Raw genomic sequence first — 26,977 nt, 5'->3', positions numbered from 1 at the left:
TGATGATAGCGGTTGTACGTGGGTTTTTTATCGGCAGCCTGGCTGTGCTCTTGATGCTGGCTAGTGCGGTGGCGCGTGCCGATGAGCCGCCGGCTTCGGTTCAGGCGAACCTGAACGGCGAGCAGCGTGCCTGGCTGGAACAGCATGGGCCCTTGCGCGTCGGTGTGGTACTGCGTGCGCCTTATGCGCAATTCGATCAGCGTTTGCAGCAGTTGTCCGGGGCCAATGTCGACCTGATGAATGCGCTGGCGGCGGCCTTGCGCGTCGAGTTGTCATGGCGCACCTACCCGGACCAGAGCGCGATGGAAAAAGCCCTGGCGGCCGGCGATCTGGATCTGGCCCCCGGCCTGATGCAAACCCCGACCGGGCTGCGTCTGTGGCTGTTTTCCGATCCCTATCTGCGCGTCTCGCAATTGTTGATCGGCGAGCGAGACGGCAGTGGCACCGTCGACCTGGAGAATCTCGATACCTTGTCGCGGGTGGTCGTGCGCATGCCCTCGGCGACCGCCGATTACCTGCGTGCCAACTACCCGCACCTGAATTTGCAAGGCGTGCCGCTGGAGCGTCAGGCCTTGCAACTGCTGCTCAGCCAGCAGGCGCGTTATGCCGTGGTCGACGAAGCACAGCTCAGCCGGCTGTTTCGCGAGCCGGAGTTCGCCGGGCTGACCATCGTTGGCGACATCGGCCTGCCGCAGTTGCTGCGCGTCGCTTCACGGCGTGATGCACCGGAGCTGGCGGCCATCGTGAGTGACGCGTTGCTGGCGATCCCGGCCAAGGAGCTGGACCAGTTGCATGCGCGCTGGATGCCGCTGACCTCGTCACGTTTCAGTGAGTCGACGGCCCTGTGGAAAAACCTGTGCCTGTTGTTGCTGGTCATGCTGCTGGCGTGCCTGGCCATCGTCATCTGGCAGCGGCGCATGCAGCAGACGCTGGAGCAGCAACTGCTGGATGCGCGTGAGGACATTGCCCGGCGCCTGGCCGGTGAAGAGGCGCTGCGCCTGGCGCAGTTTTCCATCGACCAGAGCACGGTCGGCATTCTTTGGGTCAACTGGGACAGCCGCGTGCGTTATGCCAACCAGGCCGCCGAAACCATGCTGGGTTACCCGGCGGGCGCGGTGGTCGACCGGCCGTTGATCGACTTCGAGCCGGGCCTGCACATGGACCGCTGGCTGAACCTGTGGCGCAACGCCCGCTCTAGCGAGGACGGCCCGCAGGTGTTCGAGACCAACTGCATTCGCGCCGACGGCAGCGTGCTGCCCACCGATGTGTCGTTGAGCTTCTTGCGCTTTCGCGAGGCCGAATACCTGGTGGTGTTTCTCAGCGATGTCAGTGAACGCCGCCGTGCTCATGAACAACTGCGCGAATTGTCGGCGCACCTTGAAAGCGTGCGCGAAGAAGAAAAGGCACGCATTGCCCGCGAGGTGCATGACGAACTGGGGCAGATGCTCACCGTGCTCAAGCTGGAAACCTCGATGTGCGAGCTGGCCTATGCCGATCTTGACCCCGGCCTGAGCGACCGGCTCAACAGCATGAAGCGCTTGATCGCACAGTTATTCCAGCTGGTGCGCGATGTGGCCACGGCCCTGCGCCCGCCGATTCTGGATGCCGGGATTGCCTCGGCCATCGAATGGCAGGCCCGGCGCTTCGAAGAGCGCACGCACATTCCTTGCCTGGTGTTGGTACCCGATAACCTGCCGGCGCTCAGCGATGCGCGGGCGATTGGCATGTTCCGCATTCTGCAGGAAGCGCTGACCAATGTGATGCGCCATGCGCAGGCGCATTCGGTTCAGATCAGCCTGACCCTGGCCGATAACCTGCTGTGCCTGAACATTGCCGATGACGGCCAGGGGTTTGACCCGCTGGCCGGTCGACCGTCCTCGTTCGGCCTGGTGGGCATGCGCGAGCGGGTCTTGATGCTCGGCGGCCGGCTGGAGCTGGACAGCGAGCCGGGTGAGGGCACAGCCTTGTATGTTTATATCCCCCTTGATCCGGTCGAGCAGGAGTGAGCCACGTGATTCGTGTACTGGTAGCTGAAGATCACACCATCGTGCGCGAGGGCATCAAGCAGCTCATCGGCCTGGCCAAGGACCTGCAAGTGGTCGGCGAGGCCGGCAACGGCGAACAACTGCTGGAAATCCTCCGCCAGGTGCCGTGCGAGGTGGTGTTGCTGGACATCTCGATGCCGGGCGTCAATGGCCTGGAGGCCATCCCGCGGATTCGGGCGCTGAACAACCCGCCCGCGATTCTGGTGCTGTCTATGCACGACGAGGCGCAAATGGCCGCGCGGGCGCTGAAGGTCGGCGCGGCCGGTTATGCGACCAAGGACAGTGATCCTGCGTTGTTGCTGACGGCAATTCGCCGGGTGGCGGCGGGCGGGCGTTATATCGATCCGGACCTGGCCGACCGCATGGTCTTCGAAGTCGGCCTGACCGATAACCGGCCGCTGCATGCACTGCTGTCGGAGCGCGAGTTTTCAGTGTTCGAGCGTTTGGCCCAAGGCGCCAACGTCAACGACATTGCCCAGCAACTGGCCTTGAGCAGCAAGACCATCAGCACCCACAAGGCGCGCCTGATGCAGAAGCTGAATGTGCATTCGCTGGCGGACCTGGTGAAATATGCCATGGAGCACAAGTTGCTCTGACAGGGCGACGTATCTGATTGCGACCTCGCAGGAGCGCTTTTAACCGCGAACGGGTTGTTTGCTTCGCGGCTGAAGCCGCTCCTACGGGTTGTGTTGATTTTTCATATGCCTGATCGCGCCATCCGTGTAGGGCAATCCCTACACGCGACCTTCCATCGCGCCTAGGACAATCTCTCACAGCTCCCGATTTGCGTGGCCTGTGGCCTGCACTAGTCTTGAACTCACGCAGACATAACAAAGGTGTGGGTAATGAGCGACGTCGATTCAAGCGCTGGGGCCAATGACGTTCTGGTCAGCTTTCGTGGTGTGCAAAAGAGCTACGACGGCGAATCACTGATCGTCAAAGACCTGAACCTGGACATTCGCAAAGGCGAGTTCCTCACCCTGCTCGGGCCTTCCGGCTCCGGCAAGACCACCAGTCTGATGATGCTGGCCGGCTTTGAAACGCCGACGGCCGGGCAGATTCTGCTCGGTGGCCGGGCCATCAACCACGTGCCGCCGCACAAGCGCGACATCGGCATGGTGTTTCAGAACTACGCCTTGTTCCCGCACATGACGGTCGCCGAGAACCTGGCGTTTCCGCTGACGGTGCGTGGCCTGAGCAAGACCGACGTCGGCGAGAAGGTCAAGCGTGCCCTGGGCATGGTCCAGCTCGACGCCTTTGCTCATCGTTACCCGGCGCAGATGTCCGGCGGTCAGCAGCAGCGTGTGGCCCTGGCCCGCGCCCTGGTGTTCGAGCCGCAACTGGTGCTGATGGACGAGCCGCTGGGCGCGCTCGACAAGCAACTGCGCGAACACATGCAGATGGAAATCAAGCACCTGCACCAGCGCCTCGGCGTGACCGTGGTCTACGTGACCCACGACCAGGGCGAAGCCTTGACCATGTCGGACCGGGTGGCGGTGTTCCATCAGGGCGAGATTCAGCAGATCGACGCCCCGCGCACCCTTTACGAAGCCCCGAAAAATACCTTCGTGGCCAACTTCATCGGCGAAAACAACCGCCTCAATGGCCGGCTGGTCAGTCAGGAAGGCGAGCGCTGCGTGGTCGAGCTGAGCCGTGGCGAGCGCGTGCAGGCGCTGGCGGTCAATGTCGGCCAGAGCGGTGACCCGGTGACCCTGTCGATTCGCCCGGAGCGCATCAGCCTCAACGGCCACAGCGAGCATTGCGCCAACCGTTTCTCGGGCCGCGTCGCTGAATTCATCTACCTGGGCGACCACGTGCGGGTGCGCATGGAAGTCGCCGGCAAGACCGATTTCTTCGTCAAACAACCGATTGCCGAACTCGACCCCGCCATGCGCGTGGGCGATGTCGTGCCGATCGGCTGGCAAACCGAGCACGCCCGCGCGCTCGACCCGCTGCAGCAAGTGCAATAAGGCATCGCTTAACCTTAGAGACGGAACAATCGTCCTACCCAATTGCTAAACCAACACTGCCCGTGGAGAGAAGAATAAATGCTCAAACCATTGAAGTTCACCGCTATTACGCTGGGGATGATGTGTGCAGCGCACGCCATGGCGGCAACCGATCTGACGGTCATTTCCTTTGGCGGCGCCAACAAGGCCGCTCAGGAAAAAGCCTTCTATGCACCGTGGGAAAAAGCGGGCAACGGCAAGATCATCGCCGGTGAGTACAACGGTGAAATGGCCAAGGTCAAAACCATGGTCGACACCAAAAGCGTGTCCTGGGACCTGGTAGAAGTCGAGTCGCCCGAGCTGTCGCGCGGTTGTGACGAAGACATGTTCGAAGAACTGGACCCTGCGCTGTTCGGCAAGAAAGAAGACTACGTGCCGGGCGCGCTGAGCACCTGTGGCGCGGGCTTCTTCGTCTGGTCCACGGTGCTGGCCTACAACGCCGACAAGGTCACCACCGCACCGACCAGCTGGGCCGATTTCTGGGACACCAAGAAATTTCCGGGCAAGCGCGGCCTGCGCAAGGGCGCCAAATACACCCTGGAATTCGCCCTGATGGCCGACGGCGTCAAGCCTGCCGACGTCTACAAGGTACTGGCCAGCAAAGACGGTCAGGACCGCGCCTTCAAGAAGCTCGACGAGCTCAAGCCGAACATCCAGTGGTGGGAAGCTGGCGCTCAGCCGCCACAGTACCTGGCCTCGGGCGACGTGGTCATGAGCTCGGCCTACAACGGCCGTATCGCGGCTGTGCAGAAAGAGAGCAACCTGAAAGTGGTCTGGAACGGCGGCGTGTATGACTTCGACGCCTGGGCCATTCCGAAGGGCTCGAAGAACGCTGAAGCGGCGAAAAAATTCATCGCCTACACCCTCAAGCCTGAACAGCAGAAGATCTACTCGGAAAACATCGCTTACGGCCCGGCCAACACCCAGGCTGTACCGTTGCTGGACAAGAACATCCTGAGCGACATGCCGACTACGCCGGAAAATATCAAGGACCAGGTACAGATGAACGTCTCGTTCTGGACCGACAACGGCGAATCCCTGGAGCAGCGTTTCACTGCTTGGGCTGCCAAGTAAGCGTCTGACCCCGCGTTAGCCTGAGGCGCGCTCCCGCAAGGGGGCGCCCTCTTGTTCAAAAGCCTTGTTCAAAGATTTTCGGAGTTCGCTATGGCCACCGCCGTGCCCCTGTCTGAAGGCGCCAGCCCCAACCTCAAGCAACGTCTGGCTCGCGCCGAGCGGTTCAACCGTTTCAAGGCTCAGGCACTGATCGCGCCGCTGGTTATTTTTCTGCTGTTGGTCTTTCTGGTGCCGATCGCCGCGCTTTTGTTCAAAAGTGTGGGCAACCCGGAAGTGGTGAACGCCTTGCCGACGACCATCGTCGAGGTGAAAAAGTGGGATGGCAAGGGCCTGCCGCCCGAATCGGCTTATGTGGCCCTGAGCCGCGACCTGGCCGATGCCCGCAAGAATTCGACCCTGGGCGATCTGTCCAAGCGTCTGAACATGGAACTGGCCGGCTATCGCAGCCTGCTGACCAAGACCGCGCGCGCCTTGCCGCTGCCGGCTGAACCCGCATCCTACAAGGATGCCCTGGAAGCGCTGGATGAGCGTTGGGGCGATCCTGCCTATTGGCAGGCGATCCGCCGCAACACCAGCAGCGTGACCCCGTATTACCTGCTGGCCGCTGTCGACCATCGCATCGACGATGTCGGTGAAGTGGCGGCGGCTTCGCCCGATCAGGCGATCTACCTGGACATCTTTGCCCGTACCTTCTGGATGGGCCTGGTGATTACCGCCATCTGCCTGGTGCTGGCGTACCCGCTGGCTTACCTGTTGGCCAGCCTGCCGTCGCGGCAGAGCAACCTGCTGATGATTCTGGTGCTGCTGCCGTTCTGGACCTCGATTCTGGTGCGCGTTGCGGCCTGGATCGTATTGCTGCAATCGAGCGGGCTGATCAATAGCGCGTTGCTGGCCATGGGTATTATCGACAAGCCGCTGGAGCTGGTTTTCAACCGGGTCGGCGTGTACATCTCGATGGTGCACATCATGCTGCCGTTCATGATCCTGCCGATCTACAGCGTGATGAAGAACATCTCGCCCAGCTACATGCGCGCCGCGATTTCGCTTGGCTGCCACCCGTTCGCCAGCTTCTGGCGGGTGTATTTCCCGCAGACCTATGCCGGCATCGGCGCGGGTTGCCTGCTGGTGTTCATCCTGTCGATCGGCTACTACATCACCCCGGCATTGCTGGGCAGCCCGAACGATCAGATGGTCAGCTATTTCGTGGCCTTCTACACCAACACCAGCATCAACTGGGGCATGGCCACGGCACTGGGCGGCCTGCTGCTGTTGGCGACCATCGTGCTGTACCTGATCTATAGCTGGCTGGTCGGCGCCAGCCGCCTGCGCCTGAGCTGAGGAGAATCATCATGCTGACCCCTTACACCTCGCCGATCGAGCGAATCTGGTACTACGCCTTGCGCATCATCTGCGCGCTGGTACTGCTGTTTCTGGTGTTGCCGGTACTGGTGATCGTGCCGTTGTCGTTCAACTCGGGCAGCTTTCTGGTCTATCCGCTGCAAGGCTTTTCGATGCAGTGGTACGAGAACTTCTTCAATTCGGCCGAGTGGATGCGCGCCTTGAAGAACAGCATGATCGTCGCACCCGCTGCGACCTTCCTGGCCATGGTGTTCGGCACCCTGGCTTCGATTGGCCTGACCCGTGGCGACTTTCCCGGCAAGGCGCTGGTCATGGCCCTGGTGATCTCGCCGATGGTGGTGCCGGTGGTGATCGTCGGTGTCGCCAGCTACCTGTTCTTCGCCCCGCTGGGCCTGGGCAACAGCTACACCTCGCTGATTCTGGTGCACGCGGTGCTGGGTGTGCCGTTCGTGATCATCACCGTGTCGGCCACCTTGCAAGGCTTCAACTACAACTTGGTGCGAGCCGCTGCCAGCCTGGGCGCTTCGCCACTGACGGCGTTTCGCCGGGTGACCCTGCCCTTGATCGCACCGGGGGTGATCAGCGGTGCGTTGTTTGCTTTCGCCACCTCGTTCGACGAAGTGGTGGTAACCCTGTTCCTGGCCGGCCCCGAGCAAGCGACCTTGCCACGGCAGATGTTCAGCGGCATCCGCGAAAACCTCAGCCCGACCATCGCGGCGGCGGCGACCCTGCTGATCGCCTTCTCGGTGGTGCTGTTGCTGGTGCTGGAATGGCTGCGCGGGCGCAGCGAAAAGCTGCGAGTGCAGCCGGACTAAAGCAGCGGCAAGTTATTAGCTGCAAGCTGCAAGTCAACGCGGTTAGTGTTTGGCTTGCAGCTTGCAGCTTGCAGCTTGCAGCTTGCAGCTTGCAGCTTGCAGCTTGCAGCTTGCAGCTTGCAGCTTGCAGCTTGCAGCTTGCAGCTTGCAGCTTGCAGCTCGTAGAGGAGTACAATGCGCGCCACCGTGATTCAGTCCAGACAGGTGCGCCATGCAGCCCTTCGTTATTGCTCCATCGATTCTTTCCGCCGACTTCGCCCGTCTGGGCCAGGAAGTTGACAACGTACTCGCCGCCGGCGCGGACTTTGTCCACTTCGATGTCATGGACAACCACTATGTCCCGAACCTGACCATCGGCCCGATGGTCTGTAGCGCGCTGCGCAAGTACGGCGTGACCGCGCCGATCGATGTGCACCTGATGGTCAGTCCGGTGGATCGCATCATCGGCGACTTCATCGAAGCCGGTGCCACCTACATCACCTTTCACCCTGAAGCCACCCAGCACATCGACCGCTCGCTGCAACTGATTCGCGAGGGCGGCTGCAAGGCCGGTCTGGTGTTCAACCCGGCGACCCCGCTGAACCTGCTCGAATACGTGATGGACAAGGTCGACATGATCCTGCTCATGAGCGTCAACCCGGGCTTTGGCGGGCAGAAGTTCATCCCCGGTACGCTGAACAAGCTGCGTGAGGCACGTGCGCTGATCGATGCATCGGGGCGCGATATTCGCCTGGAAATCGACGGCGGCGTGAATGTGCAGAACATCCGCGAAATCGCCGCAGCCGGTGCTGACACCTTCGTCGCCGGCTCGGCGATTTTCAACGCGCCGGACTACCAGCAAGTCATCGAGAAAATGCGCAGCGAGTTAGCGGCCGCCCGCTCATGAGCGGCCTTGAACAGCTCTTTGGCGACCAGCTACCGAAACTGATCATGTTCGATCTGGACGGCACACTGGTCGACTCGGTGCCTGACCTGGCGGTGGCAATCGACAAGATGCTGCAGGCTTTGGGCCGGCCCGCCGCAGGTCTTGAGGCGGTGCGTGCCTGGGTCGGCAACGGTGCACCGATTCTGGTGCGCCGGGCGCTGGCCGGGAGTCTTGAGCACAGTGGCGTCGACGACGCCCTGGCCGCGCAGGGCCTTGAGCTGTTCATGCAGGCGTATGCCGAGAAGCACGAGTTCACCGTGGTCTACCCCGGCGTACGCGAAACCCTCAAGTGGCTGCAGAAGAAGGGCGTGGAAATGGCCCTGATCACCAACAAGCCGGAGCGCTTTGTCGCGCCGCTGCTGGATGACATGAAGCTGGGGCGGTTTTTTCGGCTGATCATCGGTGGCGACACCCTGCCGCAGAAAAAGCCCGACCCTGCCGCTTTGCTGTTCGTGATGAAGATGGCCGGTGTGCCGGCCGCCCAGGCGCTGTTCATCGGCGACTCGCGCAGCGATGTGCAGGCGGCCAGGGCCGCCGGTGTCGCCTGCGTGGGCCTGACCTATGGCTACAACCATGGCCGGCCGATTGCCGAAGAGTCTCCTGCGCTGGTCATCGATGATTTGCGCAAGCTGATTCCCGGTTGCCTGGATCAGGGCGCTGAGATACTGTTGCCGCACATCGAACGTCCCTCTCATAGAGATTCCATCGTGGTGGTCACTCGCAAACTCTGGATGAAAGTCATCAAGGCCCTGGCCCGCTGGCGCTGGCGCGCCTGACTTGAATCCGGCCGCTCGCGGCCTGTTTGCCCAACCGACCGTTTTTATCCTCACACCACGAGGTGCTGTATGAATCGCGAAGAATTCCTGCGTTTGGCCGCTGAAGGCTACAACCGCATTCCCCTGGCCATCGATACCCTGGCCGACTTCGATACCCCGCTGTCGATCTACCTGAAACTGGCTGACCAGCCCAACTCCTATCTGCTGGAGTCGGTGCAGGGCGGCGAGAAATGGGGGCGTTATTCGATCATCGGCCTGCCATGCCGCACCGTGCTGCGTGTGCACGGCTACAACGTCAGCGTGACCTGCGATGGCGTCGAGATCGAAGCCTTGCAGGTAGAAGACCCGCTGGCGTTCGTCGAAACCTTCAAGGCCCGCTATAACGTGCCGACCTTGCCTGGCCTGCCGCGCTTCAATGGCGGCCTGGTGGGGTACTTCGGCTATGACTGCGTGCGTTATGTCGAGAAGCGCCTGGCCAACTGCCCGAACCCGGACCCGCTGGGCGTGCCGGACATTCTGCTGATGGTCTCCGATGCCGTGGTGGTGTTCGACAACCTGGCCGGCAAGATGCACGCCATCGTCCTCGCCGACCCGGCGCAGCCGCAGGGCTACGAGCAAGGCCTGGCGCAGCTCGACGAACTGATGGAAAAGCTGCGCCAGCCGATTACCCCGCGCCGTGGCCTGGACCTGTCGCGTCCACCGGCGGCCGAGCCGGCTTTCCGTTCCAGCTTCACTCAGGATGATTACGAGCGCGCGGTCGATACCGTCAAGCAGTACATCCTGGCCGGTGATGTGATGCAGGTGGTGCCGTCGCAACGGATGTCCATCGACTTCAAGGCCGCGCCGATCGACCTGTACCGCGCGCTGCGTTGCTTCAACCCGACGCCGTACATGTACTTTTTCAACTTCGGCGACTTCCATGTGGTCGGCAGTTCGCCGGAAGTGCTGGTGCGCGTCGAAGACAATCTGGTGACGGTACGGCCGATTGCCGGCACCCGCCCACGCGGTGCCACCGAAGAGGCCGATCGGGCACTGGAAGAAGACCTGCTGTCGGACGACAAGGAAATCGCCGAGCACCTGATGCTCATCGACCTGGGGCGCAATGACACTGGCCGGGTGTCGGAAATCGGTTCGGTGAAACTCACCGAAAAGATGATCATCGAGCGTTATTCCAACGTCATGCACATCGTCTCCAACGTCACCGGCCAGTTGAAAAGCGGCCTGACCGCCATGGATGCCTTGCGCGCGATCCTGCCGGCCGGCACCTTGTCGGGCGCGCCGAAGATTCGGGCGATGGAAATCATCGACGAGCTGGAGCCGGTCAAGCGCGGCGTGTATGGCGGCGCCGTGGGCTATATGGCCTGGAACGGCAATATGGACACCGCGATTGCCATCCGCACGGCGGTGATCAAGGACGGCGAGCTGCACGTCCAGGCCGGCGGCGGCATCGTTGCCGACTCGGTGCCGGCGCTTGAGTGGGAAGAAACCATCAACAAGCGCCGCGCCATGTTCCGCGCCGTAGCATTGGCGGAACAGTCGTAAAACCGATAATCACGCCAACCTCAAAAATCCAGACTCACGCCGACACTGACCCCTTGCTGGGTCAGTGCGTCGTTCTTGCGCCAGTTGTAGCCGGCGCGCAGGCTCAGGTCGCGGGTCAGTTGCTGACTCAGACCAAGGCTGGCGCGGTTGAGGTTGCGCTGTGGGGCATAGCCTTGCAGCTCAAAGTCGATGGCCGAGAGGCTGTTGAGCGACAGGCGCAGTTGCTGTGGGTCGGTCTCGAATTCACGCTCATGGGCAAATTCACCAAACACCTGAGTGGCGGGCGCGATCTGCCATTTGCCGAGAATGCCGGCGCCCAGCCGGCGTGAGGTGCGCTTCTGATCGTCGACGCCCAGTGCGGTCGACGTCTGGCCTCGTTCGCGGTAGCCATCGACCGTCACTTTTGCATAATCGGCGCTGATGAACGGCGACAGGTTCCAGGCGCGGTTACCACCGGCCAGGTCGTAGCCGAGTCGTGCGCTGAACGCCCACAGGTGGCCGTCGGTATCACCTTTTTCCTGACCTTCGCTGGCGCCCAGTGCGAACTGGCGTTCGGCCTTGTCATAGTCCAGTTGCCCGGCAGACGCGGCCAGATCGCTCCACACATGGTTGCTCTGGTATTGCATGAAAGCGCTGGCGATGTAGCTGTTGAGGCGGTAATGCGAATCGTGCTGGCCGGCATCCAGGCTCTGCCGGTAGGCGCCGGCAACCAGACCGGTGCGCCAGTGTTCGGCAAAGCGGTAGCTGCCGCCCACGGTCAGGTTGTAGCCACGCCCGTCGGCTTTGGCGCCGCTGCTCTGGGCGTCGATGTCGACGTGCTGGCCACCGACATCGAGGATGCTGCGCCATTGCCCGATTGGCTGCCAGTGACCGAGGTCCGCCAGCCATTGGCTGCGCAGTTGGTCTTGCTGGGCGCGCAGGGTGGTGTGGGCCATTTCCGGCAACAGCGTCAGCTCCCATGGCGCGGCGAGTATCGAGTAGGTGTAGTCGGCGAGCAAACGCTGGGCGGCGGTGGTCGGGTGCACGCGGTCGTTGAAAAACAGCAGGTCAGGGTTCGGCGTCGTGCCGTTGATACCGTAGATCGGGTTGGCCACACAGCCGTCGCCGCTGAAACAGGTGCCGGTCAGGTTGGTGTTGGTGGCAAAGCCGAAGCGCGCCGGGTCGCTCAGGGCTTCGTTGATCAGCAGTGGAATGTTCAGTGGAATGATTTCGGCATCGATCTGCGCCAGGCGCTCGACCAGTTGCGCATTGAACGCTGCACTCAGGCCTGAAACGGTCGATTGCAACGGGCTGCCATTGAAGGCTGGTGTATTGCCGATATCCGGTAGCAACCAGACCACGATGTAGCGCGCCCCCGCCTGTTGCAGCGCCAGCGCGCTGTCGGCCAGACGTCCGGCGGCGAGTTGCGCATCCCCCGCGCTCAGAACTCGTCCTTGCAGGAAGTCATTGCCGCCGCCGGACAGGTAATACAGTGCGTTCGGATCGGCGCGCCCGCTATTGCCGGGCAAATAGCCAAGTCGGTTGCGCAGCACAATGTCGGTGTCGGGCAGGGTCACCTGCGATTGCGAGGTGATCGAATCGAGAATCTGATCGGTGCGGTAGCCGCCCACCGCCCAGTTATTACCATCCACCTGACCGAGCGCGGCATTCACCGGTGAAGTCGAGGCGGCGAGGTCGGCCGGTGATACACCGAGCAATTGGCCCAGCAGCGAGGAGGAGGTCAGCCCGGTCAGTTCGCCGCTACCCGCCTGGTAAGTGGGGCCGGTGCGGTTGGTGAAGCGCAAGGTCGCGCCGTTCGGGCCGCCGGCATCGGGAAACTGGCCGGCGTCGAGCAGGCTGTCGCCGAACACGAACAGGGTCGAGTAGGGCGCGGCCACGGCTGGCGGTGCTGCGCAAAACAAGGACAGCAGACAAGCGGCCAGCGGTGTCCGCAGGTAAGTGAAAGGCGAGGCAGTGGAGATTGGCATAAGAACGCACTCTTGTTATTTGCCTCTGACCTTAGCAAGCATCCGCTGCTGCGCCAGTGGCTGGCCTGTTTCCCTTACAGTCCGGCGCGATTGCAACGGTCTGTGTTGCCGTAATGCGCTGATGCGCTGTATCTGTCGCTTTCTGATCGGGGTTTGCGTCGGTTTTATCGTTTAGAATCATTGCGCCGTTTGACCCGGTACGCTAATGTCCCGAAACGTTCAGATGAGACTCCTTCCGTGACAACTGTCAGCAAACTCTTGATGCGCGTTATCAAGGCTCACGCCCGTTGGCGTTGGCGCGCCTGACTCTTTCTCCTGCCGGCCCTGCCGGTGTCGTAACGATGTGCCCCGCAAACCTCTGCCATGCCCCCACCGGATGCCGTTCGTGCCCGGTAGCGGGAGACTGGCGAGTGCTCAGCCTGCGTGGGGACTAATTTCAAAGTCAGCGATTCAAGAGGTGAGCCCATGCTGCTGATGATCGATAACTATGATTCTTTTACCTATAACGTCGTGCAGTACCTGGGGGAGCTGGGTGCCGACGTCAAGGTGATTCGCAACGACGAATTGACCATTGCCGAAATCGAAGCGCTCAACCCCGAGCGCATTGTGGTTTCCCCTGGCCCTTGCACGCCCAATGAAGCGGGCGTCTCGCTGGAGGTGATTCGTCACTTCGCCGGTAAGTTGCCGATTCTGGGCGTCTGCCTGGGGCATCAGTCGATTGGCCAGGCGTTTGGTGGCGATGTCGTCCGTGCCCGCCAGGTGATGCACGGCAAGACCAGCCCGGTGGCCCATGAAGACCAGGGCGTATTCGCCGATTTGAACCAGCCGTTGGTCGTCACCCGTTACCACTCGCTGGTGGTCAAGCGCGAGACCTTGCCCGAATGCCTGGAAGTCACCGCATGGACGACCCACGCCGATGGCTCGGTGGACGAGATCATGGGCCTGCGCCACAAGACGCTGAATATCGAGGGTGTGCAGTTTCACCCCGAGTCGATCCTGACCGAACAGGGTCACGAGTTGTTCGCCAACTTCCTCAAACAGACCGGCGGCACGCGTCAGGCACAAGGACTTTCTTCATGAGCACCCCGATCACGATCAAAACCGCCCTGGAACGGGTGGTCAATCATCTGGACCTGAGCACTGAAGAAATGAGCCAGGTCATGCGCGACATCATGACCGGGCAGTGCACTGAGGCGCAGATTGGCGCGTTCATGATGGGCATGCGCATGAAAAGCGAAAGCATCGACGAAATCGTCGGCGCGGTGTCGGTGATGCGCGAACTGGCCGGCAAGGTCGAACTGCAGACGCTGGACCGGGTGGTCGACATTGTCGGCACCGGCGGTGACGGCGCGAACATCTTCAACGTGTCGACGGCCGCATCGCTGGTGATTTCGGCGGCCGGTTGCACGGTGGCCAAGCACGGTAACCGTGCGGTTTCGGGCAAGAGCGGCAGTGCCGATCTGCTGGAGGCGGCCGGTGTCTACCTGAACCTGACCCCTGTGCAGGTCGCGCGCTGCATTGACAGCGTGGGCATCGGTTTCATGTTTGCCCAGGTGCATCACGGCGCCATGAAATATGCCGCCGCCCCGCGCCGCGACCTGAGCTTGCGGACCCTGTTCAACATGCTGGGCCCGCTGACCAACCCGGCGGGCGTGCGTCATCAGGTCGTGGGTGTGTTCAACCAGGCCCTGTGCCGCCCTCTGGCCGAAGTATTGCAGCGACTGGGCAGCCAGCATGTGCTGGTGGTGCATTCCCAGGACGGCCTGGATGAATTCAGCCTCGCTGCGCCGACCTATGTCGCCGAACTGAACAAGGGCGAGATCCGCGAATACTGGGTCCAGCCGGAAGACCTGGGCATGAAGAGCCAGAGCCTTTACGGCCTGGTGGTCGACAGCCCGCAAGCCTCGCTGACCCTGATTCGTGATGCCTTGGGCAAGCGCAAGACCGAAAGCGGGCAAAAAGCCGCTGAAATGATCGTGCTCAATGCCGGCGCCGCGCTCTATGCTGCCGATCATGCCTACAGTCTTAAAGAAGGCGTCGAGCTGGCGCATGATGCCTTGCACACCGGCCTGGCCCGTGAAAAGCTCGAAGAACTGGGTGCCTTTACCGCCGTATTCAAGCAGGAGAATGAAGGATGAGCGTGCCAACGGTTCTGGAAAAAATCCTGGCCCGCAAGGTCGAGGAAGTCGCGGCTCGCCGCGCTCTGGTGAGCCTGGCCGAGGTAGAGCGTCTGGCCGCGCTGGCCGATGCACCGCGTGGTTTCGCCACGGCCCTGCTGGAGCAGGCCAAGCGCAAGCAGCCGGCGGTGATTGCCGAGATCAAGAAGGCCTCGCCGAGCAAAGGCGTGATTCGCGAAGACTTCAACCCGGCCGAGATCGCTGTCAGTTATGAAAAGGGCGGCGCGACCTGCCTGTCGGTGCTGACCGATATCGACTTCTTCCAGGGCGCCGATGCCTATCTGCAACAAGCGCGGGCGGCCTGCAAGCTGCCGGTGATCCGCAAGGACTTCCTGATCGACCCGTATCAGGTGATCGAAGCCCGTGCACTGGGCGCCGACTGCATTTTGCTGATCGTTTCGGCACTCGACGACGGGCTCATGGCCGAACTGGCGGCGACTGCCAAGGGTGTCGGCCTGGATGTGCTGGTCGAGGTCCATGATGGCGACGAGCTGGAACGTGCCCTCAAGACCCTCGATACACCGTTGGTGGGCGTCAACAATCGCAACCTGCACACCTTCGAGGTGAGCCTGGAAACCACACTGGACCTGCTGCCTCGTATTCCGCGCGACCGTCTGGTGATCACCGAAAGCGGCATCCTCAACCGGGCCGATGTCGAGCTGATGGAAATCAACGACGTGTACTCTTTTCTGGTAGGTGAGGCGTTCATGCGCGCCGAACAGCCGGGCGCTGAGTTGCAGCGCCTGTTCTTTCCTGAGCGTGGCGCGCCCATCATCAGCGCGCCAGCGATCGACTGAGCCTGCGTGTGATCGTCGATATCGGCGTAGAGCAGGGCTTGCAGGCCGAGCAGGATTTGCTGGCATCGGTGGCTGCAGGCCAATTCGAGCATGGGCTGCTGTTCTGGCGGCCCAACGAGCAAGCGTTGGTCATGCCTCGGCGCATGAACCGGCTGGCGGGCTTCGATCAGGCGTGTCAGCTGCTGGCCGACAGCGGCTGGCCGGTGTTGCTGCGTGAAAGCGGTGGCGAGCCGGTGCCGCAGTCGCCCGCGACGGTGAACATTGCATTGGTGTATGCGCAGCCGCGCAGTGATGTTGATCGCGACCGGATCGAAACGGCTTATCTGCGTTTATGCCAGCCGTTACTGGATGTGCTGACTTCGCTCGGCGCCCAGGCGTCTCTGGGCGAGGTCGACGGCGCGTTCTGTGATGGTCGCTACAACGTCAACATCGACGGGCGCAAACTGGTCGGTACCGCGCAACGCTGGCGCCAGGCACGAGATGGACAGGGTGGTGCGCGGCCGGTGGTGCTTGCCCATGGCGCGTTGCTGCTGGATAACCAGCGCGACGAGATGGTGGCCGCGGTCAATCGTTTCTATGCGTGTTGCGATCTGCCGTCACGGGTGCGGGCCAGCAGCCATATTGCGCTGCATGAAGTGTTCCCGGACCCCGGCGTGCCTGAACGCCTGCATGAGGCGTATCGGCAGCTGCTGGCCGGGCTTTGAACGGCCCGTTCAGCGGGTGCCGAACACCACCATGGTCTTGCCTTTGACGTGCACCAGGTTTTGTTCCTCCAGCGACTTGAGGACACGGCCGACCATTTCTCGCGAGCAGCCGACGATACGACCGATTTCCTGACGGGTGATCTTGATTTGCATGCCGTCCGGATGGGTCATGGCGTCGGGCTGTTTGCACAGGTCGAGCAGGGTGCGGGCGACGCGGCCGGTGACGTCGAGAAACGCCAGGTCGCCGACCTTGCGCGTGGTATTGCGCAGCCGCTCGGCCATCTGGGTGCTGAGGGTGTAAAGAATGTCCGGTTCCTGAAGAGTAAGTTCGCGAAATTTCTCGTAGGAAATTTCTGCAACTTCACACTCACTTTTGGTGCGCACCCAGGCGCTGCGCAGTGATTCGTGGCCCGGTTGTTCAAACAGTCCCAGCTCACCAAAGAAATCGCCGCTGTTGAGGTAGGCGACAATCATCTCGCGACCGTCGCTGTCCTCAATGGCAATGGTCACCGAGCCTTTGATGATGAAAAACAGCGAGTGCGCGGTATCGCCCGCGCAGATGATGTTGCCTCGGACCGGGTAACGGCGGCGTTGCGCATGGATGAGAAGCTTGTCGATGCTCTTTATTCTTGAATTGGGGGCTAAAGCGAACATGCGGGCATCCCGAAGAAGTCTTGCGCCAAATGGCTTGCTTAAGGTATCGGCTGATGAACAGTTCTCGCCAGCTTTTGACGAAACTTTGACGTCATTTAAGAATTTTCCTACAAAACTTCTGAAAGCAGGATGTTTAATTCATTGTTCGACAGCCCTGCATCGCGGCTTGCACGGCCATGCCAAGACGCTCTAATCTGGCGACCCTTTTTTCAGCAGTGGAGTCTGGCGATGAAAGCACGCATTCAATGGGCTGGCGAAGCCATGTTCCTCGGCGAGTCGGGCAGCGGTCATGTTGTGGTCATGGATGGCCCGCCCGAGAGCGGTGGTCGTAACCTGGGCGTGCGGCCCATGGAGATGGTGCTGATTGGCCTGGGCGGCTGCAGCAACTTCGATGTGGTGAGCATTCTCAAGAAGTCCCGCCAGCCGGTCGAAAGCTGCGAGGCGTTTCTGGAAGCCGAGCGTGCTACAGAAGACCCTAAGGTGTTCACCAGCATCCACCTGCATTTCGTGGTCAAGGGCCGGGGTTTGAAAGAAGCCCAGGTCAAGCGCGCCATCGAGCTGTCGGCCGAGAAGTACTGCTCGGCATCGATCATGCTGGGCAATGCCGGCGTGAAGATCACTCATGACTATGAAATCGTCGAACTGGGTGAGTGATCCGTCTTAAACAGAAAAGGCGCCTTTGAAAGGCGCCTTTTTTGTTTGTCGTGTGTTTAGAAGCGGTAAGTGGTCTTGGTCATGACCTTGGCCACGAGGCTCATGCCGAACTTGATCGGCGCCGGGAAGCGGAAACCGCCAGCGTCCAGCGCGGACTCGGCGTGGTGCGCTTCGTCGATGCGCATCTGTTCAAGGATTGCCCGGGATTTCTCGTCGGCGGCGGGGATCTGCTCCAGATGTTCGTCCAGGTGTTTGCAGACCTGGTCCTCGGTCGCGGCGACAAAACCCAGGCTGACCTTGTCGCTGATCAGGCCGGCAGCGGCGCCGATGCCGAACGACAGCCCATAGAACAGCGGATTGAACACGCTGGTATGGCTACCGAGCTGGTGCAGGCGTTGTTCGCACCAGACCAGATGATCAATTTCTTCATCGGCGGCGTGCTCCATGGCCTTTCGCACCTGCGGCAGCTTGGCGGTCAGCGACTGACCCTGGTACAGCGCCTGGGCACAGACTTCGCCGGTATGATTGATGCGCATCAGGCCCGCGATGTGGCGTGTTTCGGTTTCGTCCATCGTGTGCTCGGGGCGCACGATAGCCGGCGACGGGCGCTGGGAGTGGCCGCTGGAAGGCAGCAATGTGCGCATTGCGCTATCGGCCTGCAACAACAGCTTGTCGATGACCGAGTAGTGACGTTCGGTTGCCATGGGCACCTCCGGTGATATCCATTGGCCCCAGTCTAATGCAATCGCGTATCTGAGGCTTGAGATAGATCACCCTGCCGATCCGCTGAGCGGCAGGGGGTAGAGCGGTAAGTCGTTGAACGTGCAGATCAGCCCGGCGGCCAGTTCAGTTGGCGCTTGCCAAGCACGTGCATATGAATGTGATAGACGGTCTGCCCACCCAGTTCATTGCAGTTCATGACCACGCGAAAACCTTCTTCACAACCTTGCTCCAGTGCCAGGCGTTGGGCGGTGAAGAGAATATGGCCGGCCAGCGCCTTGTCTTCTTCGGTCAGGTCGTTGAGGGTCGCGATGGGCTTTTTCGGGATGACCAGAAAATGCACGGGCGCCTGTGGGGCGATATCGTGGAAGGCCAGGACCTGGTCGTCTTCGTAAATGATATTCGCCGGGATTTCCCGGTTGATGATCTTGGTGAACAAAGTATCCACAGCCATTTGCTCCTTGAGGTGGGACTTGAAGTGCGACGGGCAGCAGTGTACTGAACCGTATTCTGTTAGTCAGTGGCAGCGCCGTTTGTTGATCAGGCCGCTGATGCGTCGCGTCAGCCAGCGCGAACCCAGGCGTGGGCTGAGGGTGCGCCATGTGTTGCGCCAGCCCGGCACGATGACCGCGCGGTTGCGGGCCAGTGCACGCACGGTGTGCAGCGCCAGTTCTTCGGGACTCATCATCTTGCGGGTATCGATGTCGATCTGCGCGGTGCGCCAGAACGGCGTGCGGGTCGGGCCGGGACACAGCACGGAAACCTTGACGCCGTTTTTGCGGCCTTCTTCGCGCAGCGCTTCGGAGAAATGCAGCACGTAGGCCTTGCTGGCCGAGTAGGTGCTCATCCACGGGCCGGGCTTGAAGGCCGCGACGGAGGCGATATTGAGAATCTGCCCGCCGCCTTGCAGGGCCATCAGGTTGCCCACGGTATGGCACAGACGGGTCAAGGCCAGAATGTTGAGGTCGATCAGGTCTTGTTCGGCGGCCCATTCCTGGCCCAGAAACGGCCCGCAAGTGCCGATGCCGGCACTGTTGACCAGCAGGTCGATCTGATGATCGCCGTCTTCAAGCTCCAGCAGAAACCCTGACAGGCGCAACGGCTCGCCCAGATCACAGGCACGAAACAGGACTTCGACGCCGAAACGCTGGGTCAACTCCAGGGCGATGGCTTCGAGCGGTTCGCGTTGGCGGGCCACCAGAATCAGGTTGCGACCACGACGCGCGAGTGCTTCGGCCATGGCCAGGCCAATGCCGCTGGATGCGCCAGTGATCAGGGCGTAACGGGTCATGCGGGTCTCCATTACAGGCTTCGTTCGCCTTTGAAAAACGTGCCAGGTGCGGGGCGGGCATTATCGCTCTGTCCGCTGTCGTCGTCATAAGGCAATGACTGTTCGTAGAGATCGACGGTGCCTTGCAGTTCTTTGGTCATCGACGCGATGCCGGTGAAGGCGGTCAATGCGATAAAGAGGACGATGACCACCAGCCACAGGCCACATAGCACTTTTACGGCGCGGGTATTGGGCGGCGGCGGTGCACCATAGGCGTTGGCGGTTGCGTTACCGGGCATCAAGAGCATGACGAACGGAAAGAAGCTGCCCAGGAAGGGCACCAGATTGAGCAGCAGAAACCAGCCGGACCAGCCAATGTCATGCAAGCGTTGCACGCCCATCTGGATGCTGACCACTGCCAGGGCAATCACCGCGATCGTGCCCAGCAGTCCACCGGCCACCAGTGAAACGCTCATGATGGCTGCACAGGTCGAGGCGACCAGCGCGCCCACAGCGATCAATACCATCGACCAGGCCAGATACCGCAGGCGGCCGATGCGGCCATGGATACTGAAAACTTTGAGTTCACTGCGCATCACGGGTGTGTCGACCTGCGCCTTGGGCGGTGCATAGGGCGAAGCTTCGGGTGGGTCGACAGGTGTGCGATAGGGCGAAGGCGGCGATACTTCTTCAAGGGTCAGGCTGATGGCCGGGTCGGACTCGATACGCGCATCGATACCGGCGTCGTGCAGCGCCTTGAGGTAGCGTTCGGCCTCGCTGTGGATCAGCCCGAGCTTGAGGGCAACGGCTTGACCATTGAACAGGCGGTCAATGGCCGACACCTCGCTCTTGAACAGCTGTGCCAGGTTGCGCTTGGCCGTTTCGAGGCTCACGCCATCGCGCAATTGTCCTTCGAACACAATCTTGAAGTGGGTGTCGGGCATGCAGGGCTTCCTTGTCGGGGGCGATCTAGAACGGCTTGACCACTACTAGAATGACGATGGACAGCAGGATCACTACAGGAATTTCATTGAACCAGCGATAAAACACATGGCTGCGACCCTTTTCGCCACGAGCAAAACGTTTGATCTGCGCGCCGCAGACATGATGGTAGCCAATCAGCAGGAACACCAGGGTGAGCTTGGCATGCATCCAGCCCTGGGTGAACCAGGCGGGGTTGAGCCAGGCCAGCCAGCCACCGAACAACAGGGTGGCGATCATCGCCGGGCCCATGATGCCGCGGTACAGCTTGCGTTCCATCAGGCTGAAGCGTTCACGGCTGGCGGTGTCTTCGCTCATGGCGTGGTAGACGAACAGGCGCGGCAGGTAGAACAGCCCGGCAAACCAGCAGACGAGGGCGACAATGTGCAGCGCTTTGATCCAGAGATAGAGCATAGGTAGGTTCCTTCAGGTTCACGGTCGCCGAATAGTAGGGGGCAGGGGGCCATACGTCACGTTGTCGGTTGTCGCAGCGGTCTTGCCGCCCTATCATCGTGGGCTTTCCAGTTGTTTCGTTGAGGACAGGTTATGGTCAAGGTCGGTATCGTCGGCGGCACGGGTTACACCGGAGTTGAGCTGCTGCGCTTGTTGGCGCAGCACCCGCAGGCGCAGGTTGAGGTCATCACTTCTCGCTCCGAGGCCGGCGTGGCCGTTGCCGACATGTACCCGAACCTGCGCGGTCATTACGACGGCCTGGCGTTCAGCGTGCCGGACATCAAGACTCTGGGTGCCTGCGATGTGGTGTTCTTCGCCACCCCGCACGGTGTTGCCCATGCGCTGGCCGGCGAACTGCTGGCGGCGGGCACGCGGGTCATCGACCTGTCTGCCGATTTCCGTTTGCAGGATTCCGAGGAGTGGGCGAAATGGTACGGCCAGCCGCATGGCGCGCCGGAACTGCTCAAGGATGCTGTCTACGGCTTGCCGGAAGTCAATCGCGAGCAAATCAAGACCGCCCGCCTGATCGCGGTGCCAGGTTGCTATCCGACCGCCACTCAGTTGGGTTTCCTGCCGTTGCTGGAAGCCGGCCTTGCCGACAACAGCCGCCTGATTGCCGACTGTAAGTCGGGCGTCAGCGGTGCCGGTCGCGGCCTGAGTGTCGGTTCGTTGTTCTCCGAGGCGACTGAAAGCTTCAAGGCTTATGCCGTCAAGGGCCACCGGCATTTGCCGGAAATCAGCCAGGGCTTGCGTCGCGCAGCCGGTGGCGATGTCGGCCTGACGTTCGTACCGCATCTGACACCGATGATCCGTGGCATTCACGCGACCCTGTATGCGACGGTTGTGGATAAGTCCATTGACCTGCAGGCGCTGTTCGAAAAGCGTTATGCCGACGAGCCGTTCGTCGATGTATTGCCTGCCGGCAGCCACCCTGAAACCCGCAGCGTGCGCGGCGCCAACGTCTGCCGCATCGCGGTACACCGTCCACAGGGCGGCGATCTGGTGGTGGTGTTGTCGGTGATCGACAACCTGGTCAAGGGCGCGTCGGGCCAGGCTATCCAGAACCTGAACATCATGTTTGGCCTGGACGAGCGTCTGGGCCTGTCGCATGCCGGCATGATGCCGTAATGCTTGCGACGACCGGGCCTGAATGAGCCCGGTCACGGCTGTACCTATAGTTGACCTGTTTTCTCGGACAAGCGGATAATGCCCGTCATTACGCATTACGACGGCTGACGCCGGGAGATATCTGACATGAGCGTTGAATCCTTCACTCCAGTGGCTCTGGAATTCACCCCTGGTGCTGCGCACAAGGTGAAAACCCTGGTCGATGAAGAGGGCAATGATCGTCTGAAGCTGCGCGTCTTCGTGACCGGCGGCGGTTGCTCGGGCTTCCAGTACGGCTTCACTTTCGATGAAGATGTGGCTGACGACGACACCATCGTCGAGCGCGAAGGCGTAAGCCTGGTGGTCGACCCGATGAGCTTCCAGTATCTGGCCGGTGCCGAGGTGGATTATCAGGAAGGTCTGGAGGGTTCGCGCTTCGTGATCAAGAACCCTAATGCGACGACCACCTGTGGTTGCGGCTCGTCGTTCTCGATCTGATTGCCATTGCCTCAATGCAAAACGCCGCGCTGATGCGCGGCGTTTTGCATTGTATGCAGCGTCGGGTCAGGCGGGGTAGATCGCGCCCAGTACTCTCAAGCCACGTGCGCCGGTCACGGTTGGCCGGTTGGCCGGTACGCTTTCCAGGCAGCAATGCGCCAGCCAGGCAAACGCCATGGCCTCTACCCAGTCCGGGTCGACGCCGAATTTTGCCGTGCTGCTGACTCGGGTTTGCGGCAGCAGGGCGGTCAGGCGATTCATCAGCGTCAGGTTGTGGGCGCCACCACCACACACCAGTAGCTCGATCGTGCTCGACTGCGCGGCTTGCAGGGATTGGGTGATGCTCAGCGCGGTCAGTTCCAGCAGGGTAGCCTGAACATTCTGCTCGGCCAGCTCCGGGAACGGCTGCAGGTGCTGATTCAGCCAGGTCAGGTTGAAGACTTCGCGCCCGGTGCTTTTCGGCCCGCGGGCATTAAAGAACGGGTCGCTGAGCAGGGCGTTGAGCAGTGCGTCGTGAACCTGGCCACTGGCAGCCCATTCACCATCACGGTCGAACGGCAGATTGCGCCGTGACTGAATCCAGGCATCGAGCAGGACATTGCCGGGCCCGCAGTCGAAGCCGGAAACCGGGCGGTCCGATTCGATCAGGCTCAGGTTGGTAAAGCCGCCGACGTTAAGCACCGCACGGCGGTCCTTGTTGTCGTCGAACAATGCTTCGTGGAATGCCGGCACCAGTGGCGCGCCCTGGCCGCCGGCAGCGATGTCGCGGCGGCGGAAGTCGGTGACCACGGTGATTTCAGTCAGCTCGGCCAACAGTGCCGGGTTACCGATCTGGATGCTGAAACCACGGGCCGGTTCATGGCGAATGGTCTGGCCGTGGCTGCCGATGGCGCGAATCTGACCGGCAACCATGTTCTTCTCTTTCAGCAGGGCAAGTACGCCTTGCGCGACCAGGCGGACCCACTTCTGCTCGGCAATCGCTGCGCGTGCCAGCTCATCGTCGCCGCTGGCGCAAAGGCCGAGCAGCTCGGCCCCGAGGTCTTCCGGCATGGGGATGTAGTGCGTCGCCAGCAGTCTGGGACGCTCATCCTGCTCCAGCAGGGCGATATCGATCCCGTCGAGACTGCTGCCGGACATGACGCCGATATAGAAGAAGGCCATGGATTACCTTTTATTGGAGGCCAGCTTGGTGGCCTTGTCCTGATCCATACGCGCCATCAATGGCTGGCTCTGTTGCATGAATCGCTGTTTTTCGGCTTTGGCGATGGGTTCTGCCATCGGCAATTTCTGACCGAGTGGATCGACGTGCACGCCGTTGACCTGGAATTCATAGTGCAGGTGCGGCCCGGTCGACAGCCCGGTAGTACCAATATAGCCGATCACCTGGCCTTGCTTGACGCTGCCACCGGTTTGTACGCCTTTGGCGAAGCCTTGCATGTGGCCGTAAAGGGTACGGTAGGTGTCGCCATGCTGGATGATCACGGTGTTGCCGTAACCACCGCGACGCCCGGCCAGCAACACCTTGCCGTCACCGGTGGCCTTGATTGGCGTACCACGTGGCGCCGCGTAGTCGACACCTTTGTGCGCACGGATCTTGTTCAGGATCGGGTGCTTGCGGCCCATCGAGAACACCGAGCTGATACGCGCGAAGTCGACCGGCGTACGGATGAAGGCTTTGCGCATGCTGTTGCCTTCGGCGGTGTAATAGTTGGCATTACCCGACTTGTTGACGTAACGCACGGCGGTGTAGGTCTTGCCGCGGTTGGTGAAGCGGGCGGCGAGGATATTGCCGGTGCCGATGGTTTTGCCATTGGCGACCTTCTGCTCATAGACCACATCGAATTCGTCACCCTTGCGCAGGTCCTGGGCGAAGTCGATGTCGTAGCCGAAGATCTCGGCCATTTCCATGGTCATGCTGTGAGCAAGGCCTGCACGTTGAGCCGAAACCGACAGCGAGCTGTTGATCACGCCATGCACATAGGCATTGCGCAGGTCTGGCGTACTTGTTTCGCGGTTGAAGGTGTAGCCGTTGCTGCCTTTCGACAGGCTGATGGATTCCAGTTCGCTGAGCTTGCTGTGCAGTTTGTTGAGCTGGCCGTCCTGGGACAGTTCGAACTGCAGGATCTGGCCATTTTGCAGTTTGGTGAACTGCTTGGCCTGTTTGTCGCTGGCGATGACTTCGTGAACGGCGGTGGCAGGCAGGCCGACTTTCTCGAACAGGGTCGACAAGGTGTCGCCTTTGGCTACGACGACTTCGCGGTGATTCGGGTTTTTGCTCGCGGCAGGTGCTGCGGCAACCGGCGTGGCAGGTTCTTGCTCGGGTTCGACGGCAGCAGTTTCTTCAGTGCTGTCTTCAGGTGCGTCGATCTGGGCGAAAGGCGATGGCGCGTCTTGCTGTGTGGCCTGGGCTGCCTTTTGAGCGTCTTGATCATGAGTGTGCTGCTCGGCAGACATTTCCAGATCAAGGTTGAGATTGGTGCGCTTGGCCTCCACTTCACTGGAAGGGAAGACCAGAAGGGCCAGGCTGAGCAGGGCGGCAATGCCGCTGGCGGCCAGCAGGTGGCTCTTCGGATAAAGCGGGGGCGCTTTAGGCGGTGTGTCGATCATAGGTAATTTGACTTTGAAAAGGGTGAAAAGGAAAAGATGAATGACATGATGAAGATGAAATAACTGTATAAAATATAACCAAAACCAGCGCGAAGCAACCCTGGCCGAGAGACGGTCAGGCGTCATGGCTGCGCGCGGGGCAAAAACTTGTAATTGGGCGCTGATCTTGTATGGTTGGTTCCCTTTGAATCGGGGGTGATATGAAGTCGGTTGAAGAGCAGTTGGCGCTGATCAAGCGCGGCGCGGATGAGCTTCTGGTAGAGGCTGAGCTGGTCGAAAAGCTCAAGCGCGGTCAGCCGCTGCGAATCAAGGCCGGTTTCGACCCTACGGCGCCCGATCTGCACCTGGGTCATACGGTGCTTATTAATAAGCTGCGCCAGTTCCAGGATCTGGGGCATCAGGTCATATTCCTGATTGGTGACTTCACCGGCATGATCGGTGACCCGAGCGGCAAGAGCGCGACGCGTCCGCCGCTGACTCGTGAGCAGGTGCTGGCTTATGCCGAGACCTATAAAGAGCAGGTGTTCAAGATTCTGGACCCGGCCAAGACCGAGGTGGCGTTCAACTCCACCTGGATGGACAAGCTCAGTCCTGCTGACTTCATTCGTCTGTCGTCGAACTACACTGTGGCGCGGATGCTGGAGCGCGACGACTTCGACAAGCGCTACACCAGCAACCAGCCGATTGCCATTCATGAGTTTCTGTATCCGCTGGTGCAGGGCTATGACTCGGTGGCGTTGCGTTCCGATGTGGAGCTGGGCGGCACCGATCAGAAGTTCAACCTGCTGATGGGGCGCGAGCTGCAACGTGCCTATGGCCAGGAAGCGCAGTGCATTCTCACCATGCCGCTGCTTGAAGGTCTGGATGGCGTGAAGAAGATGTCCAAGTCGTTGGGCAACTACGTCGGCATTCAAGAGGCGCCGGGCGTCATCTATAACAAGCTGGTGTCGATTCCCGATTCGCTGATGTGGCGCTACTTCGAGCTGTTGAGCTTCCGCTCGATGGATGAGATCAATGCGCTGAGGGCGGATTGCGAGGCGGGTGCCAATCCGCGCGATATCAAGATCAAGCTGGCTGAAGAGATCGTGGCGCGTTTCCATGGTGAAGAAGCGGCAGCCAATGCGCATCGTTCGGCGGGTAACCGTATGAAGGAAGGCGAACTGCCTGAAGATCTGCCAGAGATTGAAGTGGCGTCCGATGAGGATCTGCCAGTGGGCGCTGTCCTTAATAAGGCAGGCCTGGTCAAGAATGCTGCTGGCGCACGGGATCTTCTGGCGGCGGGCAGTGTGCGTATAGATGGTGAGGTGGTTGATCGCGGCTTTATATTCAAGCTGGGCGCGACCCATGTTTGCCAGGCCGGCAAGAAGGCTTTTGCGCGCATTACCCTGCGTAAAGAAGAAAGTTCAAATTAAGTGTTGACGCCCCGTCTCAGCGCTCTATAATGCGCACCATTCCCGCCGCGGAAGAAACTGAAAACTTCTTGAAGATCAACGAGTTAGAAGCGAAAACGGCGAGGGAATGGCGCAGGCCTCCGGGCCCGGCGGTGAAAAAAGGCAGTTGACAGTAACTTCGGTTGCTGTATTATTCGCCTCCCGCTGACGAGTTGATCGAAAGATCGCTCGGCACGCAAGTGATCGAAGTTTGGATGTGTTGAAAACTTCTGAAAATAATCACTTGACAAGTTACTGAGGCGCTGTAGAATGCGCGCCTCGGTTGAGGCGAAAGGCTCAACCAACCGCTCTTTAACAATTGAATCAAGCAATTCGTGTGGGTGCTTGCGGTGTCAGACTGAGAGTCAACTGATTATCAGCAACGCAAGTTACTCCACGAGAAATCATGGTTT

The 26,977-nt window shown here is 60.8% G+C and carries 26 protein-coding genes; 17 read left to right on the top strand and 9 right to left on the bottom strand.

Going from position 1 to position 26,977, the window contains the following annotated elements:
* Positions 1-2: 2 nt before the first annotated feature.
* The 9 genes from ACYP2A_RS04615 to trpE all read left to right on the top strand — a co-directional run bounded on the left by ACYP2A_RS04615 (position 3) and on the right by trpE (position 10,545).
* Complete coding sequence (locus ACYP2A_RS04615; protein ID WP_459743177.1) at positions 3-2,006, top strand: sensor histidine kinase; 2,004 nt, start codon at positions 3-5, stop codon at positions 2,004-2,006.
* 5 nt (positions 2,007-2,011) lie between these two features.
* A complete protein-coding gene (locus ACYP2A_RS04610; RefSeq protein WP_459743175.1) occupies positions 2,012-2,641 on the top strand; it encodes a response regulator in 630 nt (209 codons plus the stop codon).
* 249 nt (positions 2,642-2,890) lie between these two features.
* Positions 2,891-4,015, top strand: a complete 1,125-nt coding sequence (locus tag ACYP2A_RS04605; protein WP_459743174.1) for an ABC transporter ATP-binding protein — start codon at positions 2,891-2,893, stop codon at positions 4,013-4,015.
* A 78-nt stretch (positions 4,016-4,093) separates the two neighbouring features.
* Positions 4,094-5,128, top strand: coding sequence for an ABC transporter substrate-binding protein (locus tag ACYP2A_RS04600; protein ID WP_459743172.1), 1,035 nt, complete (start codon positions 4,094-4,096; stop codon positions 5,126-5,128).
* A 90-nt stretch (positions 5,129-5,218) separates the two neighbouring features.
* A complete protein-coding gene (locus ACYP2A_RS04595) occupies positions 5,219-6,466 on the top strand; it encodes an ABC transporter permease (protein WP_459743170.1) in 1,248 nt (415 codons plus the stop codon).
* Between the two features lie 11 nt (positions 6,467-6,477).
* On the top strand, positions 6,478-7,302 hold the full coding sequence (locus tag ACYP2A_RS04590) for an ABC transporter permease (RefSeq protein ID WP_459743168.1): 825 nt from the start codon (positions 6,478-6,480) through the stop codon (positions 7,300-7,302).
* Positions 7,303-7,513: 211 nt separating this feature from the next.
* The gene (gene rpe, locus ACYP2A_RS04585) at positions 7,514-8,188 is read left to right on the top strand and encodes a ribulose-phosphate 3-epimerase (RefSeq protein WP_459743166.1); all 675 of its coding nucleotides are present in this window, start codon (positions 7,514-7,516) and stop codon (positions 8,186-8,188) included.
* A complete protein-coding gene (locus ACYP2A_RS04580; protein WP_459743164.1) occupies positions 8,185-9,003 on the top strand; it encodes a phosphoglycolate phosphatase in 819 nt (272 codons plus the stop codon). The genes rpe and ACYP2A_RS04580 overlap by 4 nt, the downstream gene beginning before the upstream one ends.
* 69 nt (positions 9,004-9,072) lie before the next feature.
* Entirely contained in the window at positions 9,073-10,545 is a 1,473-nt protein-coding gene (trpE, locus tag ACYP2A_RS04575; protein WP_459743162.1) for an anthranilate synthase component I, read from the top strand.
* Positions 10,546-10,565: 20 nt separating this feature from the next.
* Here the strand turns inward: trpE and estP are convergent, their stop codons facing one another.
* The gene (estP, locus tag ACYP2A_RS04570) at positions 10,566-12,512 is read right to left on the bottom strand and encodes an esterase EstP (protein WP_459743160.1); all 1,947 of its coding nucleotides are present in this window, start codon (positions 12,510-12,512) and stop codon (positions 10,566-10,568) included.
* A 465-nt stretch (positions 12,513-12,977) separates the two neighbouring features.
* Between estP and ACYP2A_RS04565 the strand changes: the two genes are divergently transcribed.
* The 4 genes from ACYP2A_RS04565 to ACYP2A_RS04550 are packed head-to-tail and all read left to right on the top strand — an operon-like array spanning position 12,978 to position 16,190.
* Positions 12,978-13,592, top strand: coding sequence for an aminodeoxychorismate/anthranilate synthase component II (locus ACYP2A_RS04565; RefSeq protein WP_459743158.1), 615 nt, complete (start codon positions 12,978-12,980; stop codon positions 13,590-13,592).
* 8 nt (positions 13,593-13,600) lie between these two features.
* Entirely contained in the window at positions 13,601-14,650 is a 1,050-nt protein-coding gene (trpD, locus tag ACYP2A_RS04560; protein WP_459743238.1) for an anthranilate phosphoribosyltransferase, read from the top strand.
* A complete protein-coding gene (trpC, locus tag ACYP2A_RS04555) occupies positions 14,647-15,486 on the top strand; it encodes an indole-3-glycerol phosphate synthase TrpC (RefSeq protein ID WP_459743156.1) in 840 nt (279 codons plus the stop codon). Before trpD ends, trpC begins: the two co-directional genes overlap by 4 nt.
* 8 nt (positions 15,487-15,494) lie before the next feature.
* Complete coding sequence (locus ACYP2A_RS04550; protein WP_459743155.1) at positions 15,495-16,190, top strand: lipoate--protein ligase family protein; 696 nt, start codon at positions 15,495-15,497, stop codon at positions 16,188-16,190.
* A 9-nt stretch (positions 16,191-16,199) separates the two neighbouring features.
* On the opposite strand, the gene crp is transcribed toward ACYP2A_RS04550, so the two are convergent.
* On the bottom strand, positions 16,200-16,844 hold the full coding sequence (gene crp / locus ACYP2A_RS04545) for a cAMP-activated global transcriptional regulator CRP (RefSeq protein ID WP_459743153.1): 645 nt from the start codon (positions 16,842-16,844) through the stop codon (positions 16,200-16,202).
* 228 nt (positions 16,845-17,072) lie between these two features.
* On the opposite strand from crp, the gene ACYP2A_RS04540 reads away from it, so the two are divergent.
* Positions 17,073-17,498, top strand: coding sequence for an OsmC family protein (locus ACYP2A_RS04540; RefSeq protein WP_459743152.1), 426 nt, complete (start codon positions 17,073-17,075; stop codon positions 17,496-17,498).
* A 56-nt stretch (positions 17,499-17,554) separates the two neighbouring features.
* Here ACYP2A_RS04540 and coq7 read toward each other — a convergent pair whose 3' ends face one another.
* The 5 genes from coq7 to hemJ form a co-directional block, all read right to left on the bottom strand.
* Positions 17,555-18,202: a 2-polyprenyl-3-methyl-6-methoxy-1,4-benzoquinone monooxygenase gene (coq7, locus tag ACYP2A_RS04535; protein ID WP_459743150.1), complete on the bottom strand. Its 648-nt coding sequence runs from the start codon at positions 18,200-18,202 to the stop codon at positions 17,555-17,557.
* Positions 18,203-18,327: 125 nt separating this feature from the next.
* A complete protein-coding gene (locus tag ACYP2A_RS04530; RefSeq protein ID WP_459743148.1) occupies positions 18,328-18,666 on the bottom strand; it encodes a histidine triad nucleotide-binding protein in 339 nt (112 codons plus the stop codon).
* 69 nt (positions 18,667-18,735) lie between these two features.
* Positions 18,736-19,509, bottom strand: a complete 774-nt coding sequence (locus ACYP2A_RS04525; protein ID WP_459743146.1) for an SDR family NAD(P)-dependent oxidoreductase — start codon at positions 19,507-19,509, stop codon at positions 18,736-18,738.
* An 11-nt stretch (positions 19,510-19,520) separates the two neighbouring features.
* Positions 19,521-20,432 carry a DUF805 domain-containing protein gene (locus ACYP2A_RS04520; protein WP_459743144.1) on the bottom strand — a complete coding sequence of 304 codons (912 nt, stop codon included), beginning with the start codon at positions 20,430-20,432 and terminating at the stop codon, positions 19,521-19,523.
* Between the two features lie 25 nt (positions 20,433-20,457).
* Positions 20,458-20,883, bottom strand: a complete 426-nt coding sequence (gene hemJ / locus ACYP2A_RS04515; protein ID WP_459743142.1) for a protoporphyrinogen oxidase HemJ — start codon at positions 20,881-20,883, stop codon at positions 20,458-20,460.
* Between the two features lie 132 nt (positions 20,884-21,015).
* Here hemJ and argC point away from each other — a divergent pair, with 132 nt between their 5' ends.
* Both argC and erpA read left to right on the top strand, forming a co-directional pair.
* A complete protein-coding gene (argC, locus tag ACYP2A_RS04510) occupies positions 21,016-22,050 on the top strand; it encodes an N-acetyl-gamma-glutamyl-phosphate reductase (RefSeq protein WP_459743140.1) in 1,035 nt (344 codons plus the stop codon).
* 126 nt (positions 22,051-22,176) lie between these two features.
* Positions 22,177-22,527 (top strand): iron-sulfur cluster insertion protein ErpA, encoded by a 351-nt coding sequence (gene erpA, locus ACYP2A_RS04505; RefSeq protein ID WP_045484197.1) that lies wholly within the window; start codon positions 22,177-22,179, stop codon positions 22,525-22,527.
* 66 nt (positions 22,528-22,593) lie between these two features.
* Here the strand turns inward: erpA and ACYP2A_RS04500 are convergent, their stop codons facing one another.
* Together ACYP2A_RS04500 and ACYP2A_RS04495 are read right to left on the bottom strand one after the other, a co-directional pair.
* Positions 22,594-23,688, bottom strand: coding sequence for an anhydro-N-acetylmuramic acid kinase (locus ACYP2A_RS04500; RefSeq protein ID WP_459743138.1), 1,095 nt, complete (start codon positions 23,686-23,688; stop codon positions 22,594-22,596).
* 3 nt (positions 23,689-23,691) lie between these two features.
* Entirely contained in the window at positions 23,692-25,134 is a 1,443-nt protein-coding gene (locus ACYP2A_RS04495; protein WP_459743136.1) for a peptidoglycan DD-metalloendopeptidase family protein, read from the bottom strand.
* A gap of 200 nt (positions 25,135-25,334) precedes the next feature.
* On the opposite strand from ACYP2A_RS04495, the gene tyrS reads away from it, so the two are divergent.
* Positions 25,335-26,546, top strand: a complete 1,212-nt coding sequence (tyrS, locus tag ACYP2A_RS04490) for a tyrosine--tRNA ligase (RefSeq protein ID WP_459743134.1) — start codon at positions 25,335-25,337, stop codon at positions 26,544-26,546.
* Positions 26,547-26,977: the final 431 nt, after the last annotated feature.

The organism is Pseudomonas sp. 3A(2025) (assembly GCF_054589175.1).
Note: the sequence above shows the minus strand (reverse complement) of the source record. Positions and strands in the feature narration are given on the sequence as shown.